General features: G+C 47.5%; 11 protein-coding genes and 6 tRNA genes. 10 read left to right on the plus strand and 7 right to left on the minus strand.

What is annotated here, in order from left to right:
- The first annotated feature begins 204 nt into the window (after positions 1-204).
- Positions 205-2,304: a putative bifunctional diguanylate cyclase/phosphodiesterase gene (locus ACQUQM_RS19795; protein ID WP_432471596.1), complete on the plus strand. Its 2,100-nt coding sequence runs from the start codon at positions 205-207 to the stop codon at positions 2,302-2,304.
- Here ACQUQM_RS19795 and ACQUQM_RS19800 read toward each other — a convergent pair.
- On the minus strand, positions 2,291-3,448 hold the full coding sequence (locus ACQUQM_RS19800) for a Flp family type IVb pilin (RefSeq protein WP_432471597.1): 1,158 nt from the start codon (positions 3,446-3,448) through the stop codon (positions 2,291-2,293). The two genes, ACQUQM_RS19795 and ACQUQM_RS19800, sit on opposite strands and share 14 nt — an antisense overlap.
- 176 nt (positions 3,449-3,624) lie before the next feature.
- Between ACQUQM_RS19800 and ACQUQM_RS19805 the strand changes: the two genes are divergently transcribed.
- From ACQUQM_RS19805 to ACQUQM_RS19820, 4 genes are all read left to right on the plus strand, one after another.
- Positions 3,625-3,701: transfer RNA gene (locus tag ACQUQM_RS19805), tRNA-Arg, on the plus strand.
- A 123-nt stretch (positions 3,702-3,824) separates the two neighbouring features.
- Positions 3,825-3,900, plus strand: a tRNA-Thr gene (locus ACQUQM_RS19810).
- A 42-nt stretch (positions 3,901-3,942) separates the two neighbouring features.
- A tRNA-Asp gene (locus ACQUQM_RS19815) sits at positions 3,943-4,019 on the plus strand.
- 8 nt (positions 4,020-4,027) lie between these two features.
- Positions 4,028-4,103: transfer RNA gene (locus tag ACQUQM_RS19820), tRNA-Thr, on the plus strand.
- 33 nt (positions 4,104-4,136) lie between these two features.
- Here ACQUQM_RS19820 and ACQUQM_RS19825 read toward each other — a convergent pair.
- A complete protein-coding gene (locus tag ACQUQM_RS19825; RefSeq protein ID WP_432471598.1) occupies positions 4,137-4,979 on the minus strand; it encodes a glycosyltransferase family 25 protein in 843 nt (280 codons plus the stop codon).
- Complete coding sequence (locus ACQUQM_RS19830; protein ID WP_432471599.1) at positions 4,966-6,582, minus strand: glycosyltransferase; 1,617 nt, start codon at positions 6,580-6,582, stop codon at positions 4,966-4,968. The genes ACQUQM_RS19825 and ACQUQM_RS19830 overlap by 14 nt, the downstream gene beginning before the upstream one ends.
- Between ACQUQM_RS19830 and ACQUQM_RS19835 the strand changes: the two genes are divergently transcribed.
- The 3 genes from ACQUQM_RS19835 to ACQUQM_RS19845 all read left to right on the plus strand — a co-directional run bounded on the left by ACQUQM_RS19835 (position 6,581) and on the right by ACQUQM_RS19845 (position 9,531).
- The gene (locus tag ACQUQM_RS19835; RefSeq protein ID WP_432471600.1) at positions 6,581-7,702 is read left to right on the plus strand and encodes a glycosyltransferase; all 1,122 of its coding nucleotides are present in this window, start codon (positions 6,581-6,583) and stop codon (positions 7,700-7,702) included. The two genes, ACQUQM_RS19830 and ACQUQM_RS19835, sit on opposite strands and share 2 nt — an antisense overlap.
- A gap of 146 nt (positions 7,703-7,848) precedes the next feature.
- Positions 7,849-7,925, plus strand: a tRNA-Asp gene (locus ACQUQM_RS19840).
- 298 nt (positions 7,926-8,223) lie between these two features.
- Complete coding sequence (locus ACQUQM_RS19845) at positions 8,224-9,531, plus strand: ABC1 kinase family protein (RefSeq protein ID WP_432471601.1); 1,308 nt, start codon at positions 8,224-8,226, stop codon at positions 9,529-9,531.
- A 51-nt stretch (positions 9,532-9,582) separates the two neighbouring features.
- Here the strand turns inward: ACQUQM_RS19845 and ACQUQM_RS19850 are convergent, their stop codons facing one another.
- Entirely contained in the window at positions 9,583-10,170 is a 588-nt protein-coding gene (locus ACQUQM_RS19850) for a TetR/AcrR family transcriptional regulator (RefSeq protein ID WP_432471602.1), read from the minus strand.
- A 433-nt stretch (positions 10,171-10,603) separates the two neighbouring features.
- Between ACQUQM_RS19850 and ACQUQM_RS19855 the strand changes: the two genes are divergently transcribed.
- Positions 10,604-10,674 (plus strand) — tRNA-Thr (locus ACQUQM_RS19855).
- 144 nt (positions 10,675-10,818) lie between these two features.
- Here ACQUQM_RS19855 and ACQUQM_RS19860 read toward each other — a convergent pair.
- Both ACQUQM_RS19860 and ACQUQM_RS19865 read right to left on the minus strand, forming a co-directional pair.
- Positions 10,819-11,637, minus strand: a complete 819-nt coding sequence (locus ACQUQM_RS19860) for an endonuclease/exonuclease/phosphatase family protein (RefSeq protein WP_432471603.1) — start codon at positions 11,635-11,637, stop codon at positions 10,819-10,821.
- A gap of 546 nt (positions 11,638-12,183) precedes the next feature.
- Positions 12,184-12,603: a hypothetical protein gene (locus ACQUQM_RS19865; RefSeq protein ID WP_432471604.1), complete on the minus strand. Its 420-nt coding sequence runs from the start codon at positions 12,601-12,603 to the stop codon at positions 12,184-12,186.
- A 589-nt stretch (positions 12,604-13,192) separates the two neighbouring features.
- On the opposite strand from ACQUQM_RS19865, the gene ACQUQM_RS19870 reads away from it, so the two are divergent.
- Positions 13,193-14,092, plus strand: coding sequence for a DMT family transporter (locus ACQUQM_RS19870; protein WP_432471605.1), 900 nt, complete (start codon positions 13,193-13,195; stop codon positions 14,090-14,092).
- On the opposite strand, the gene ACQUQM_RS19875 is transcribed toward ACQUQM_RS19870, so the two are convergent.
- The gene (locus ACQUQM_RS19875) at positions 14,078-14,869 is read right to left on the minus strand and encodes an SH3 domain-containing protein (protein ID WP_432471606.1); all 792 of its coding nucleotides are present in this window, start codon (positions 14,867-14,869) and stop codon (positions 14,078-14,080) included. The genes ACQUQM_RS19870 and ACQUQM_RS19875 overlap by 15 nt on opposite strands.
- Positions 14,870-15,099: the final 230 nt, after the last annotated feature.

The raw sequence follows: 15,099 nt of genomic DNA on the forward strand, positions 1-15,099 counted from the left end.
AGGTCCCCATTTTGGGTGGTTCGGTTGCCTATTCTGTTTGCTGTATCGGCAGTTGGGCACTAGATTGATTGCTGTACTCGTCAGCAGGGCTGATTATCTTAAGCCAGAAGTCGTTTGACCTTAATAAATACCAGCGAAGGCATGATGCATGGTAAAGGTTGTTTCGACTTTTTCAGGCTATCTGAAGGTAGCCGGCACTGAGCAATGATAAAAAAGTTCAGCTCCTCTTTTACAGCAAAGCTACACCGGGTCTTCGTGTTTTCAACGGCGGCGGTGCTTTTTCTGGCCGGCGTGGCTGCATTAACTTTTGAAACTTTCAATAGTCGAGGGCAGCTGATCAACCGTGCTGAATCCTTCGGGGCTCTTATTGCCGGACATACGGGTAATGCTCTGATAGCGGATACACCTGATCTTGCCGAGGTTTTTCTCCGTAATACCTTACTTGAACAAGATTTGGTCGCAATCTATGTGTATAACGATTCCGGTCAGTTATTTAGCAGTGTTAAGCAGCCGGATATTGCTCTGGCAGTTCCCTCAATATTACTTCGATCATCGTTATTATCCCGGTTTCAGTTTAATCAGAATCTGTTTGAGTACAGTCGTCCGCTCAGGGTTAATGATGAATTAGTAGGGCAGCTGTATCTGCAGTATGACTTAACTCGTATAGAGCAGTACTTGATCAGGTATCTGATATTTGGGCTCTTTTTGTATTTTGCATCAATGGTTGCAGTCTATCTGCTCTCTAAGCGTATTCAGCGGGGAGTGGCCGAACCGATTGACCGAATACTGCAAACCATGCAGGCGATAACTGAAAAGCAGCATTTTGGTGTGCGTATTCGTGGCAGCGAAGCTGGTGAGATTGGAGCTATCATCAAGGGGTTTAATAAGATGATTGCCCAGATAGATAAAAACAATCGGAAGCTTCATCAGCAGCGGCAGGAAATTGAACAGCACGTGTTTTATGACGTACTAACCGGTTTACCTAATCGCAGGATGCTGTTGCATCAGATGGAGCAGGAGATCGCTCGGTCTCGGCGCAGCCGACAAAAAGGCGCCCTGCTGTATCTGGATCTTGACCACTTCAAGACGATTAATGATTCCCTCGGGCACAATGTCGGAGATGAATTGCTGAAAACAGTATCAGACAGGATTCAGGACGTGATCAGGGAGGCTGATACGCCTGCCCGCCTGGGTGGTGATGAGTTTGTGGTTTTGCTGCCGGAGTTGGGGGCTAATGAGGTCAAGGCCAGTAATAACGCGCTGAGCGTGGCTGAAAAAGTACGTAGTGCTATATCTAAACAATACAATATCAGCAACCGGATACTGCATGTCACGCCAAGCATCGGTATCGTTCTTTTTGATGAGCAACACCACAATTTTGATACCCTGATTATGCAGGCTGACCTGGCCATGTACCGGGCCAAAGATGAGGGGCGTAATAGGGTTCAGTTTTTCCTCAGCTACATGCAGGAGAATGCAGATCATCGACAACAGATCGAAGAGCGCTTAAGGCGGGCGATCAACCATCATCAGCTGAAAGTCTATTATCAACCGCAACTCGACGGGCAAGGTGAAATTGTCGGTGCTGAGGCATTAATACGCTGGCAGGATGAAAGCTGTGTATGGATAAATCCAGCTTCGTTCATCCCGATTGCGGAGATGACAGATCTGATCTGTATGCTTGGGCGTTGGGTGCTTGGCAACGTCTGCCGGCAGATGGTGAAGTGGATGACTGATGATAAATACCTGACTTTGTCAGTAAATATTAGCCCGAGAGAGTTTCAGCAAAGGGATTTTGTAGAAAATGTTGAGGAAATTATCCTGTCGACTGGGGCACGGGCCGAATATCTGGTTTTTGAGCTGACCGAGGGAGTACTGCTGAATGATATAGAGGGGACAATAGCAAAGATGAAACGCCTGGCTACATTAGGAATACGTTTTTCTCTGGATGATTTCGGTACCGGATATTCGTCACTGCAGTACCTTAAACAGCTACCTTTAGATACTTTAAAAATTGATCAGTCGTTTGTCCGGGATATAACCACTGACCCGAATGATGCGGCGATAGTTACAACAATTATAGCGATGTCCAAACACCTGAATATGAAAGTGATAGCCGAAGGCGTTGAAAAGCAGGAAGAGTTGGATTTCCTTAAACGTAATGGTTGCGATCAGTATCAGGGTTATCTGTTTTATAAGCCGATGCCGGAAAATGAAATCGACCAGCTAATGGCCAGCCTGGATATGAAACAAGCCAATGTGGCCCAGATAATATCTGGCCCGGAATGGCTTATTTATGACTAGATGTGTCATTTCCGTGGCGGGGTTTCCCCATGATGCGGGAGATGATTAAGCCGCAGATTAATAGAATTAACAGGAGTAATGTCGCCAGGAGCCAGAACTGTGTTTCTTCATCAATAGCCCCTATCCCAGTGTTTTCCTGCCCAGCTGTTCCCTTTTCCGACTCCCCATTGTCAGTTTTTGTGGTGCTAGACGGAGTCGAAAGATTATCCTTATATAGTTTTGTTTGACCTGCCATTTTCTCAGAATCGGAAGTCGGGTCATTTTTCTCTGTATTGTTTGATGCCAGGAATTGATCTTGCGAAAGCGCAGCAGAACCAGAGCCGCCTGAGCCGGAACTGCCTGACCCGGAACTTGTTGAAGCGAACCCACCGAATCCGGAACCACCAGAACCGGAACCGCCTGAGCCGGAACCGCCTGAGCCGGAACCACCTGAGCCGGAACCACCTGAGCCGGAACCACCTGAACCGGAACCACCTGAGCCGGAACCACCTGAGCCGGAACCCCCTGAACCGGAACCCCCTGAACCGGAACCCCCTGAACCGGAACCCCCTGAGCCGGAACCACCGGAACCACCGGAACCACCGGAACCACCGGAACCACCGGAACCACCGGAACCACCGGAACCGGAACCGGAACCGGAACCACCTGAGCCGGAACCACCTGAGCCGGAACCACCGGAGCCGGAACCACCGGAGCCGGAGCCGCCTGAACCGGAACCACCGGAGCCGGAACCACCGGAACCGGAACCACCGGAACCGGAACCACCTGAACCGGAACCGGAACCACCGGAGCCTGAGCCAGAGCCTGAGCCGGAACCGGAACCGGAACCACCGGAGCCGGAACCGGAACCACCTGAACCGGAACCGGAACCACCGGAGCCTGAGCCAGAGCCTGAGCCGGAACCGGAACCACCGGAGCCTGAGCCGGAACCACCCGAGCCTGAACCCGCTAGACTGGAACAACCGGAACTATCGGAGCCTGAATCACTGAAGCTACTGATCCCTGCTTTTAATTGATTGACTGAGTCACAGATGGTATCGCCGAGCTGGGTAAACCCCCCGATCAGACCAATGGATATCAGCACGCCTGCAAGGGCGTACTCAACAGTTGCGATGCCTGTTTGTTTGTGAATGTTCATATCCATTTTTTGAGGTCCTACTGTAAACGTGGCTTTACAGTGTGTAGATAAGCTTAGTAAGGAACTGAAGGAGGGGCAATTGAGTAAAACTTGAGTTGAGGACAAATTTACGCGGATAACGGCATTAACGGATAGACACTGCGGTAGTTGATCGGTAATATACACGCCGCGTTAGACGCATTGCGCCCGTAGCTCAGCTGGATAGAGTAGTAGGTTCCGATCCTATTGGTCGGGGGTTCGAATCCCTCCGGGCGCGCCACTTATATATTGCATCTAACGTTCTGATTCCATACGGAATGTACTCCCTGATCTGTCCGAGCGACGGGCGCATTGCATCTAACGCAACGTGTGAATATCAGGTTGGTCACAGTATGGTCACAGTGCCGGTATAGCTCAGTTGGTAGAGCAACTGACTTGTAATCAGTAGGTCCCGAGTTCGACTCTTGGTGCCGGCACCATTTTAGTTTTCTAAAGATTCAACTTTAGGAAGCAACCACTGCGGAGTGGTAGTTCAGTTGGTTAGAATACCTGCCTGTCACGCAGGGGGTCGCGGGTTCGAGTCCCGTCCATTCCGCCACTTTCTTAGCCGGTATAGCTCAGTTGGTAAAGCAACTGACTTGTAATCAGTAGGTCCCGAGTTCGACTCATAGTGCCGGCACCATTTATTTCCTCTATGTCATCCATATGACAGTGATTAGTTTGTTCCGGTCTCCTGTGAAGTTCTGCTTTTAGATTTACAATATTTTATATTCTCTAAAAATGTCTTGAACTTGCGATGAATTGTCAGAATATTTCCATACACAGAGCGGCAAATTGTTTTTTGACGTCTGGCGTACTGCCTTTCTTCGTCTACCAGACTTCCTCCCAGGCGGTCAGAGTTATCTGTCACCGGGTTTTCCGGAATAGACCAGATATCTAAATCTAATTCCCAGAAGTACTTTATATCTTCGTCAACCATTCGAAAAACTGAGCTGCGAGCTAAGAAATTTTCTGCACCTTCCCGTGAAATAAGATAGGCAACCATTCCTGCCCGTGGAGATTTATATTTTACAAGAGAGATTCCTTTTACCGTTTCTCGGTAAATGGGTTCCTTACATGTTTTTTTTGGTTGAAAATCAAACAGTTTGACAATATTTCTTGTGCCATTCAAAAGCTCCGGGGCTAATTCAACGCTTAGCTTGATAATGTCTGGTGTTACTATCTTGAAGTCATCTTCTAAAATCAAAGTGGCTTCATACGGGCTTTTAAGGAATTCTGCCATCGCTTTGCGGTGGCCTGCATATATTGCAATTTCAGCTTCAGTCAGTGGGCGCTTCATTAACCGACGATTGAGAGAAGGGCTATAGATTCTGTGTACTTCGTTATCAGAAGCAACATAGCCCATAACAATGCTAACAGGTATATCTGGTAAGAATTTCTCTAATTGTTGTTGAGCTGAGACAAGGCGAGCCTTTGGAGACTTACTGCAGGTTAAAACTTGGATAATAACCGAGTTTTTTCTTAGTTGAGGCGATATATTAAGGTTAGGATTTGACATGAAAAACCTCTACGCCGGGAAGTCCAATAGGTTTGATTCCCATCTCTCGGGCCAGATATCCAAATGCCTCCGTTTCGATTAGGTCTTTATAAGGAAGCTCTGGAAAAGTGATTCCGGCCCGGTGTATATCCGCATGAACGAGTAGTATGCAACCTCCGACTCCATGGAGAGGGACTCTATCGAGGTAACGAAGCTCATGAAGGTGGCGTCGGAACCAGTAATTAGCCGGTGGTTGAAACAGGCCGTACTGACAATGCTTGTAATACTCTGCTCTAGATGGTGTTCCTATTTCAAGAAAGCAGTTTTGGTCGAAACTAGCTTGTCCCTTATCGAGTACGCAGTTCGGAACCACTACTTTTTCATTTTCTGAGAGTAAACGATTTAATATTTCACTAGAGAAATGATTTATATCCACATCCAGCCAAAGTACAAAATCATCTTCGGCTTGTAGGGCCCTGTTCAACATCTCATTACGTACCTGAGCAATTGCTCCCCGACGTTGTCGTTGAACAGAGGGTTTCCAGCGTTTGTTGCGTGAAATATTATGACCGCTTGTTATTTTTAGCTGTACGACCTGCTTAAAGTCACTCCCGTATTTTCGACAAATATTTTCGATGATTTGTGATGACTCATCTACACTATGACCTTCACCGAATATCACTCTTAGTCTGTTCTTGGGATAATTTAAGCCCTGAATTAATGCAAAGTTTTTAGTAATAAATTCAGCACCATCTTTAACAGGTATGAATATGGCTACCTGAGGAGGCGCTTCTGATATTAATAAAGGTTTATTCAGCAAATCTCTGTTTATCTTAGATCTTGAGTTTTTTGCTTTGTAGGTAAGCCCTTTTAGCAGATTATATTTTAGCTGCCTTAGTCTGCCTATTTTCCGAGACCAGAGACTATTCTGCTTTTTATTGAACCAGCTTCCCTGCCAGTGATGAACTGATATCCTCTTATGGCCATATGCTCCAAATGGAGATGTTTGGTCAGTATTTCCGGTATTGTTGTATGGGCAAAATAGGTGGCTTGAATTAATTGAAATAGATTGCGGCTCTTGCCAGTGCTCGACGGCTGCGGACAGGAGAAGAGGTCCGGTGCTTTCAAGGACATCTCTGTGCGAATTCGATGCCATCAGGATACAGAGCCTAATGAGCTCTTTCCATAAAGGGTGTTCCGGAGGGCTGGCCATCGTACCGTTAAATAGTAATCTTGTTAGTCCTCGTAGTAGAGCAGGCTCCGCGTGTGCTACAGGCTCTTCACAAAGTATTACTCTGGTATCTCCGGCTATAGGTTCCAGAGAAGCGATACAGGTAGTGTCAATGTCCGCATATATGCCTCCATAATGACTTAGCAGGCAGTACCGAGCTAAGTCAGCCCTTTGTACGGCGTTTGGATAACTGTCATAGATTTCGATTAATTCTGGGAACTCATTTTTTATAAAATTACGCAGAGCGTCATCGGACCAGAATTTGTATTCCCACTGAGGATTATTTTCTATCCAGCTGTATGGATCGCCTTTTTCTTTTGTGACTGTATCAATGCTACTATGCCACGTCTGGTGAATTATTCTCGGAACTCCAACAGAAGAAAACGTTGACATGGCATTTGCTCAAATTGTTATTGAAAGCCCTTCGATGCAGCCGACAGGGGGGGAGATTCGAAATATTAGCATCCACGAAGCAATGCGTGCTATTTCGGAAACTAATTCTATAGCAATGGATGCTTTCAGTCAGCCGTATAAAAAAGGAAAGCGCATCGCGCGAACGGTCTTGTCTATTGATGATGTAACTATAACTTCGGTTGTTGATGCATTAAGGCTTATATCACCGACAGTTATCGTTCTTGAGGGGGTCGCTTTACTGCCACTTATCGAGCCATTGCGTTACGCATTTCCAACCACAAAGCTTGTAGTCGACTTTCATAATATTGAGCACCAATTACTTAGAGATATCGATAAGGCTCGTATCCCGAAATTATTGCGCTGCTTAACTCCTGTTTTCCATCGCAACGATTGGGAAGATGCTTATCAGGCAGATCTTAAAGCCGGTAGGCTTGCGGATGCTATTTGGGTTTGCTCAGCTGATGATGCAAAGTGTGCAAGAGACATGGGCATTAAAAGTCCAATATATGTTGTTCCTAACCCTGTTCCTAAATGGTGTGAAGCTCTTTCGGTCGCGGATCACGGCGATGTTTTTAATTTACTTTTTATCGGGCACTTGGGATACCCTCCGAATAAGGAAGCAGTTCGGTTTCTGGCTCGAAAGGTGTTTCCAGAAGTAAAGTCAGTACTGCCCGAGACAAAACTTATTATTTCAGGGAGGAATCCAGGGAAAACGATGAAAACTCTTATCCAACGCATGGAGGAAGCAATACTCATTCCTAATCCCAGTGAACTTTTACCTGTTTATAATAAGTCTAGCTGCCTCATTCTGCCTATATTTGAAGGTGGTGGTACTCGTATTAAAGTATTAGAAGCGCTTTCAGTTGGTCGCCCCATCATAGCTACTGAAAAAGCTGTTGAGGGTATAGGTTTAATTCCTGATATCCATTATTTGAAAGCCCAAACGTCAAAACAGTTTTGTGAACAGATATTTAGATTGCATGAAAACCCTGAGTTGGGTTTGTTGTTGCGTAATAATGGATCTGAACATATCGCTAAAAATTATAGTGCAGCTGCGCATTACAGAGCTGTTGAAAGTGGGCTCAAGTTACTGCTCTAAACTTTTAGAGTGCTCGAAAGGAAAAATGATCTCCGTACCGCTATAGCTCAGCTGGTAGAGCAACTGACTTGTAATCAGTAGGCCCCGACTTCGACTCTTGGTGGCGGCACCATTTATCAGGTTTCTTTATAGAAACCGACCACTGCGGAGTGGTAGTTCAGTTGGTTAGAATACCTGCCTGTCACGCAGGGGGTCGCGGGTTCGAGTCCCGTCCATTCCGCCACTTTTTTAAAAATTCTCCCAAGCCAAATTAGTACTCCTATGCCTGGAGGGTGTTAGCCAGGGTGCGTTGCTTGTCGTTCTCTATCATCTTCCCCCCTATTTTAAGTGGCAGTCTCATAACACAACATGGGTGACGGTTGCTGATTATTCATGATGCTTTTTAAAGAAGAGTTCTTCATGGTGTAGATGCAGTTTCCTATACTGAGCACAGGACCTATTTACTTGAAATACGTCATGATCCACGTTGTGGCCCTGCGTATTGGTGACGGATCCCCTAACAGCTAGAAGGGTGATTTGTTTTGGCTAGAGAGAGATCGCTATCGTCAGATCGGGCAAGCCGGTTACTAAAACTTGGCCGTCTTGCCGGGGGCATTGTCAGCGAGATGATCTATGAAGGTGCGAGCCAATTGGTGGCGGGGAAACAGCTCAGGGCCTTAGATCTGCTCCTGACCCCAGCCAATGCCAGGCATCTGGCGGAAAGGCTATCAGAGATGCGCGGTGCGGTGATGAAGGTTGGCCAGCTTCTTTCGATGGAAGCCGGAGATTATCTTCCTCCAGAGCTGACAGGTATTCTGGCCACGCTACGTGAGAATGCTTATTCAATGCCGCTGGGACAGGTGGCATTGGTACTGGAAAGTGCCTGGGGCAGGGGCTGGGAAGATGATTTCGAACGATTCTCTTTTACCCCTCTTGCGGCGGCATCAATCGGTCAGGTACACGAAGCCAGAACTAAAGATGGTCAGCATCTGGCAATAAAGATTCAGTATCCTGGGGTTCGCGATAGTATCGATAGCGACGTTAATAACGTTGCAACGCTCTTCAAACTCCTGCGGCTGGTGCCAAAGGACTATAATATCTCGCCACTGCTTGAAGAGGCTAAGCACCAACTGCACCGGGAAGCAGATTATTACGCTGAAGCCGGCAGTATTGCAGAGTATCACCGTTGTATCGGCGATGATTCCGGCTTCGAGCTTCCTTCGGTAGATAGTTCACGAAGCACAGCTGAAGTGCTCACCATGTCGTTCGTCCCGGGTGTCCCGATCGAAACCCTTGCCAGCGCACCGAGTCAGGTTCGCAATCAAATAGCCACACGGCTGCTGGCCCTGGTGTTAAAGGAAGTATTCGAATGGGGGCTGGTGCAGACCGACGCTAATTTCGGCAACTACCGTTACCAACCGGATCAGGACCGTATTGGGCTTCTGGATTTCGGCGCAACACGGCGTTATTCAAGTGACTTTATTGCAGCGCTACGTCAATTGATGGGGGCTGCGCGCAGGGATGATCTTTCTGCCATCGAAACCCATGCCACAAAACTGGGCTATCTACGAGCCGATGAGCTAAAACCATATCGCCAGGGGTTGTGCGAGATGATCCGTACCGTTGCAGAGCCCATGCGACAGCAGGGGCCATTCGATTTTGGCCGCTCTGACCTATCGCAACGGGTCGCAGATCAGGCAATATCCTTGCGGCTGCATCAGCGTTACATGCACCTGCCGCCCACCGATCTGCTCTTTCTGCACCGTAAATTTGGAGGCACCTATCTGCTGTGTGCCCGCTTGCGTGCGCAGGTCGACATAGGCGCTCTGATCACCCCTTACATCAACTAGTCGCGATGCTTGTGCCATTGAGCGTTTGATTTGAACTGATTTTTCAGCGAATCAGAATTGGCCGGACTGCTCCGCTTTTTCCAGGAGACTCAAAAGCCGGGAATGGGCCTGGGTCTGTTGCGAACTTTTATCCCGGCACCAAGCGCTTAAGGTAACCAGGAAAATGCCTGTCAGTACGATCTCCTCAATCTGCCTGCGTCGTCCGCCCGTATGGAGCCCGGCCATATCACGCCATAGCTGGACCAGACGTGACAGATCAAAGATCATGGGCACCCAATGGTGAATATGTGGCGGATGTAGCTTCGATTTTAACATCTGAGCGGTCACTCTCTGGTAGGGCGCCAGGGTTTCAAACCAGCGCCAGATTATCTGTTCCAGGCGCGTCTTGACGGGTAAGTTATCGACACCTTCAACACCCGGTGTAAGCATGGATTCGAGTGCCTGTGCAAACCAGGCATCGGCTATTGAGTTGGTATCGGCAAAGTGAATGTAAATCTCGTTTACCGAGGTGTCGCAACGATCCGCCAACTCCACAAGGCTGAGGTCGTACCAGTTGTCCTGTTCCTGCGCCAGATCTAATGCGGTATTGAGTATATGACTGGCGTCCAAAGCCTTTGGCTTATGCTGTGCATCATTCATAACATTGTTCATAGCTCGGAATAGGTGTAGCTGGATGATCCCTCTGTGGACAACAATCTACACCTGTATCGTATTCCACCGGAGGTGGTGTTTTTATAAACATCGACTGTTAAATAGTATAGGGCAGCAACTAACTTAAAGGGGTAAGGGACGCCGATTAGGTTGATATATAACTTATGATAGATAGGTGCAGACCAGTAATCGGCAACGCCCATGTTCCATGGACCGATCATGGCTAACACTAAACCGGGCATTGCCTTACGTCGGGGGACTTTATTGTCTCTTCCCTGGGGCTTTTGCGATCCCTCCGGGTGCGTCACTTATTAAATGCATTTAACGTTCTGATTCCATACGGAGTTTACCACCCTGAACCGTCCGAGCGATGGGCGCATTCTTCCAATGCAACGTGTGAATATCAGGTTGGTCACAGTGACGGTATAGCTCAGATGCTAGAGCAACTGACTTGTAATCAGTAGGTCCCGAGTTCGGCTCCTGGTGCCGGCAGCATTCTTTCTGAAGCTTAAACATAGCGTCACACTAAAATACCAAGCCATTTTCGATAAACCAGGGGTCACTCTTTCGTTAGTGAGTGTCTTCTCATTTCACAGTGACTATTGATTTCAAAGGCAGTGATTTCAAAGCCCTGCACTAGGGTGTCTTGATTTCCAGGGCAATCGGGCGGTGATCTGAAACGGTCAGATCCAAAACCTGAGTTTTGATTACCTGCAGGTTGTCCGATACCAGAATATGATCGAAGGCGTGCACTGGCCGCCAACTGGGATAGGTTGGAAGGTGCTTCTCTGGCGGCTTCAAGTTACTGTCCAGGAAAGCTTTATGCTCCAACAGATCATCGTGATGGCAGTTCAGATCCCCCATTACAACCACCGATGGGTGATCGCCAATCAGTTCGCGAATATAAGTCAGTTGCCGACATCGGGAACGGCTGCCTAAGGATAGATGCAGGAGAATTAACAGGAGCTGGTGGGGTGGTTGTCCAAGTCTGACGATAATGGCTCCGCGACCAGGCATTAAACCGGGTAAACGGTGGTCCTCAATACTGTATGGCCGTAGTCGGGACAGCAGGCCGTTACTGTGTTGGGCAAGCTTACCGAGGTTGCGGTTAAGTTGCTGATACCAATAAGGGAAGTGGGCAGCCTGGGCCAGGTAGTGAACCTGATTGGTATAGCCACTCCGGAAACTTCCGCCATCGACCTCTTGCAGAGCCACCAGATCGTAGCCCTGGATTACCTGTGCAATATTGTCCAGGGTACGATGCCGCTTGGAGTGGGGGAGTAGGTGTTGCCAGCTACGGGTCATATAATGGTGCAGAGCCTGAGTATGAATACCTACTTGAATATTGAAACTGAGTAGCTTGAGCGAGGTCGGCTCAACTGTCTGATGCTCAACGGTTGGCAGGTGGTGTATCAGCGCTTCAAAGGAGGAGTGCTTGAGTTGCTGCTGTCGCATGCCAGTTCCCCGGTTCGCTGATGGGCATTTCTGAGTGTGGTTGTTTAAAGCGCTTTCTGAGATTATCTGATAGTTACAGTCTGGCACCTTGTTGCAGCTAGTGCCGTGTTTTCTTTTTGTTTTGTTTAGTGCTGAAACTGGCATTGTCTACGCATACTAAATAAGCAATCTCTTCGTTGATGCTGATAATCAGATCGGGAATACTATGAAAAAAAAACTGCGTCGGCTGTGGGCGTGGTCGATTTTCAGTACCTGAAAAAATGTTCTCAATATTTATTCTTACAGCAATAGCCTGGATGAAACTCAGAAGAAATCCGTTTGTTATCCTTCGGGTGATTGTGCACAATTTCTGTGGATAACTGTGTGTGAACGCTATGGGTTGTTCTCCCTGACTAGCGGTATATGGGTCCTTCGGCAGGGTGCAGAAAGTTTGATCGGACAGTATTAGTCCATTTAAAGAGTAGTGTTGGTGATCGCATGCTCTGAGTAGGTCCGGGATACGATTCTTGGTGCCGGTTCCATTTTCTGGTTATTCGGATTCATCTCTCACTTATCTGCGTTAGCTGTCACGCTAAGTCTGCCGTTCAGCGCCTTGCTAAGATCAATCTTCAAGCGGTCCCCGCTCCAGCCATGGACATTATCCCTGGCTTCTATGTAGAGGAGTCGGCTGGCTGCAGGAATCTCAATATTTGTCAGGCTGCGGGTGAATGGCTGTTCGTTGACATGGGGGTGATGCAGTACTCGGTTGCCTATAGCAGCGTCTGAGCTATCGACTACTCGCCAGTTGTCTGCGTAATGTTCCCAGCCTGAGTCCTGATGTTTCAGCGTAACACTAATAGTCCATTGGTTATCGTGAAGGCGATTAAGTTGAGCGGCTAATATTTTTACTTCGCCGGCATTTACCGGTATCCAGGCAGTTACCAATAGGAAGAATAGTAACCCGCTTTCCTTAAAAATATTCGTCATAATAGTCGGCATCAATTAACGGTTTAAGTAAAATAGAACAATATCTGGAAAGGATAGAGCAGGACTGCTAATTATTGAATTGGATTGGTACTGAAGGCGCGATATTGGAGTAGTTTTTTTTTAAGGTAAACCGCAACTACAAACTTCTGCGGCTATTCGGTGTATCAGGCTGTTTTTTTGCTTGCTGAACGCGTTGCTGTTTCTTCAACAACACTCCACTGATGGGGAACGTGGGACAGGCGTATCAGGTAGTGACAAGCTTTACATTCATAAATGGTATCGTTATACACATGGTTACGCTCAACCAGATTTTCATGCAAATTGATTAGTTGTCGGTGAAGCAATAAAAAGCAGTCGCTACATAAGTGGGGATTATCCATCTCAGTGGCTCTCCTTTATCTTTCTTGAAGCACAGGAGTTGTGCTAAATGACAGCATAATTTAATTAGTATTGCTTTGGAACAAAAAATGACCAGTGATGCTCGTTGGTGTTGCGCGATTTTGACTCGCTGGATTCTCAACCAGAGTTATTTTTAGAATCATAAAATTTATGGTGGCTGTAAAAGGCTGCCTGCTTCAGGAATTGCCTTGTGGTAAAAAATGAACTGGATCGGTTTGCGATCATCTTGCTGGTTATCCTCTGTGCCATCTGGGGATGTCAGCAGGTCGCTATCAAGTGGGCGCTGGTTGCTGTTCCGCCATTGCTGCAGGCAGGTTTACGTTCACTGATAGCGGTTGTGCTTTTAATGTTGTGGATGCTCTGGAAGGGAGAGAAGCCCTGGAGTAAAGATGGCGGGGGCTGGTGGGGTGTATTGGCCGGGGTATTGTTTGCTGGCGAATTCCAGATGCTCTACTGGGGGCTGGAATATACATCGGCTTCCCGGGCTGCGGTGTTTCTCTATACGTCCCCCTTTGTTGTCGCCTTAGGTGCGCACTTTCTGCTGCCGGGCGAGGCGTTGACTAAGTTGCGTATATTAGGTCTGGTGATCGCTTTTTCAGGCATTGTACTGGCTTTCTATAATGGCTCGAGCACAGGTGGTAAACAGCTCTATGGCGATCTGATGGTGCTGCTGGGGGCTGTTTTCTGGGGTTGTACTACCCTGGTTATTAAAGCTTCACCGCAACGCCATCTCAGCGCAGAAAAAGTTCTGTTTTATCAGTTAGCAGTATCTGCTCTGTTATTACCATTAGGCTCGTGGTTACTGGCGGAGCCGGCTATCGGGGATATATCTGCGACGGTGGTGGGCTCTGTACTGTATCAATCCGTGGTCGTTGCGTTTATCTCCTATACCGCATGGTTCTGGCTGGTACGGGAATATCCGGCATCAAAAGTAGCCGCGTTCGGTTTTCTGAGCCCGATGTTTGGTGTGCTGGCCGGTTATTTTCTACTGCAGGAACAGATTAACCAGAGCTTTATGATTGCATTGCTCCTGGTGCTTGGCGGCATCTGGCTGGTTAACCGCCCGCGACCGGCATTAGCGGACAATTAGGCCACATTCACCATCGGATAACTGAACCTGAGTGACCGGCGAGTCAGGGTCTTTAGGTGCCCAGCTCAGGCGCAGTGTCGATGCACCGGATTCAGTGATGGATATGAGTTTTTGAATGCCGAGTTCTGCCTGCGTTTGTACTGGTCCAGTCCCTTGCGAGACAATATTAGCTGTACATTGGACATTGACCCTGGAGGGTGTTGTGCATTCGGAATTCAGGAAAAAATTTAACAGGATATCGCAAGATTCGTAGCCCATCGTCTGCAGGTTCTTACGGCAGGTTTTGCTCTGACCGATAAGCTCGATCCGGGTATTATTATGGTTTGCGGAGCATAGTGCCGGTGTATCAGTATTTTTAATTGTTATAGGTACTTCAGGTACTTCTGGTTCCGATGTTTCTGCTTCTGGAGTTACAGTAGTTGCCGGTTTTGAGCTTGATTGGTCGAAGCTCTGTTCAGCCGGAGATTGTAATACTGGTGTTCGGGACAGGACGTTTACATAGTGAATCGAAATAAAGCCTCGTTTGTCGTCCAGTTTGATCCAGTCCTGCAGGCCGGTAGTGGTAACTGTTAGCCGTTCTCCTTGCTGTAATACCTCGACTACAGGGCTCGTGGTTGAGGTTGTTTGCCGGACATTGAGAACGCTGGGGCGAATTTCAACTTCCAGCCTGTCAGCAGCCGCTGCAGATCCAGAGAGGACTGCTAGCAGAAGTAAAAGATATTGAGCTGTTTTATTAGGGCTGGGTGTAGTATTCAGAAACTTAGAATTCAGAAGCATAGTATTCAGAAACAGACCGGGTTAATTTTATCGTTATTGTCAGATTCCTTCTGCCTTGAAGGTTATCGAGTCCCTGAACCTTTCTGAGGGATCAGAATATTTAGAGCTGCGGATAGCGTCAATATTTATATACCTAAATTGGGAATAATTGACTGTAAATAGATGAGGATCAGGTATTTACAGTGCTATTGTTAGGCTTGTTCCGGTTCCTGTTTATCGAAGCCGGAGCT

It is taken from the genome of Amphritea sp. HPY (assembly GCF_050870985.1).
Taxonomy (GTDB): Bacteria; Pseudomonadota; Gammaproteobacteria; order Pseudomonadales; family Balneatricaceae; genus Amphritea.

Coding starts and splice junctions, on each gene's coding strand:
- ACQUQM_RS19830 (WP_432471599.1), bottom strand. CDS start 6,582: ATGTCAACGTTTTCTTCTGTTGGAGTTCCGAGAATAATTCACCAGACG.
- ACQUQM_RS19860 (WP_432471603.1), bottom strand. CDS start 11,637: ATGCGACAGCAGCAACTCAAGCACTCCTCCTTTGAAGCGCTGATACAC.
- ACQUQM_RS19865 (WP_432471604.1), bottom strand. CDS start 12,603: ATGACGAATATTTTTAAGGAAAGCGGGTTACTATTCTTCCTATTGGTA.
- ACQUQM_RS19875 (WP_432471606.1), bottom strand. CDS start 14,869: ATGCTTCTGAATTCTAAGTTTCTGAATACTACACCCAGCCCTAATAAA.
- ACQUQM_RS19795 (WP_432471596.1), top strand. CDS start 205: ATGATAAAAAAGTTCAGCTCCTCTTTTACAGCAAAGCTACACCGGGTC.
- ACQUQM_RS19850 (WP_432471602.1), bottom strand. CDS start 10,170: ATGAATGATGCACAGCATAAGCCAAAGGCTTTGGACGCCAGTCATATA.
- ACQUQM_RS19800 (WP_432471597.1), bottom strand. CDS start 3,448: ATGGATATGAACATTCACAAACAAACAGGCATCGCAACTGTTGAGTAC.
- ACQUQM_RS19825 (WP_432471598.1), bottom strand. CDS start 4,979: ATGTCAAATCCTAACCTTAATATATCGCCTCAACTAAGAAAAAACTCG.
- ACQUQM_RS19835 (WP_432471600.1), top strand. CDS start 6,581: ATGGCATTTGCTCAAATTGTTATTGAAAGCCCTTCGATGCAGCCGACA.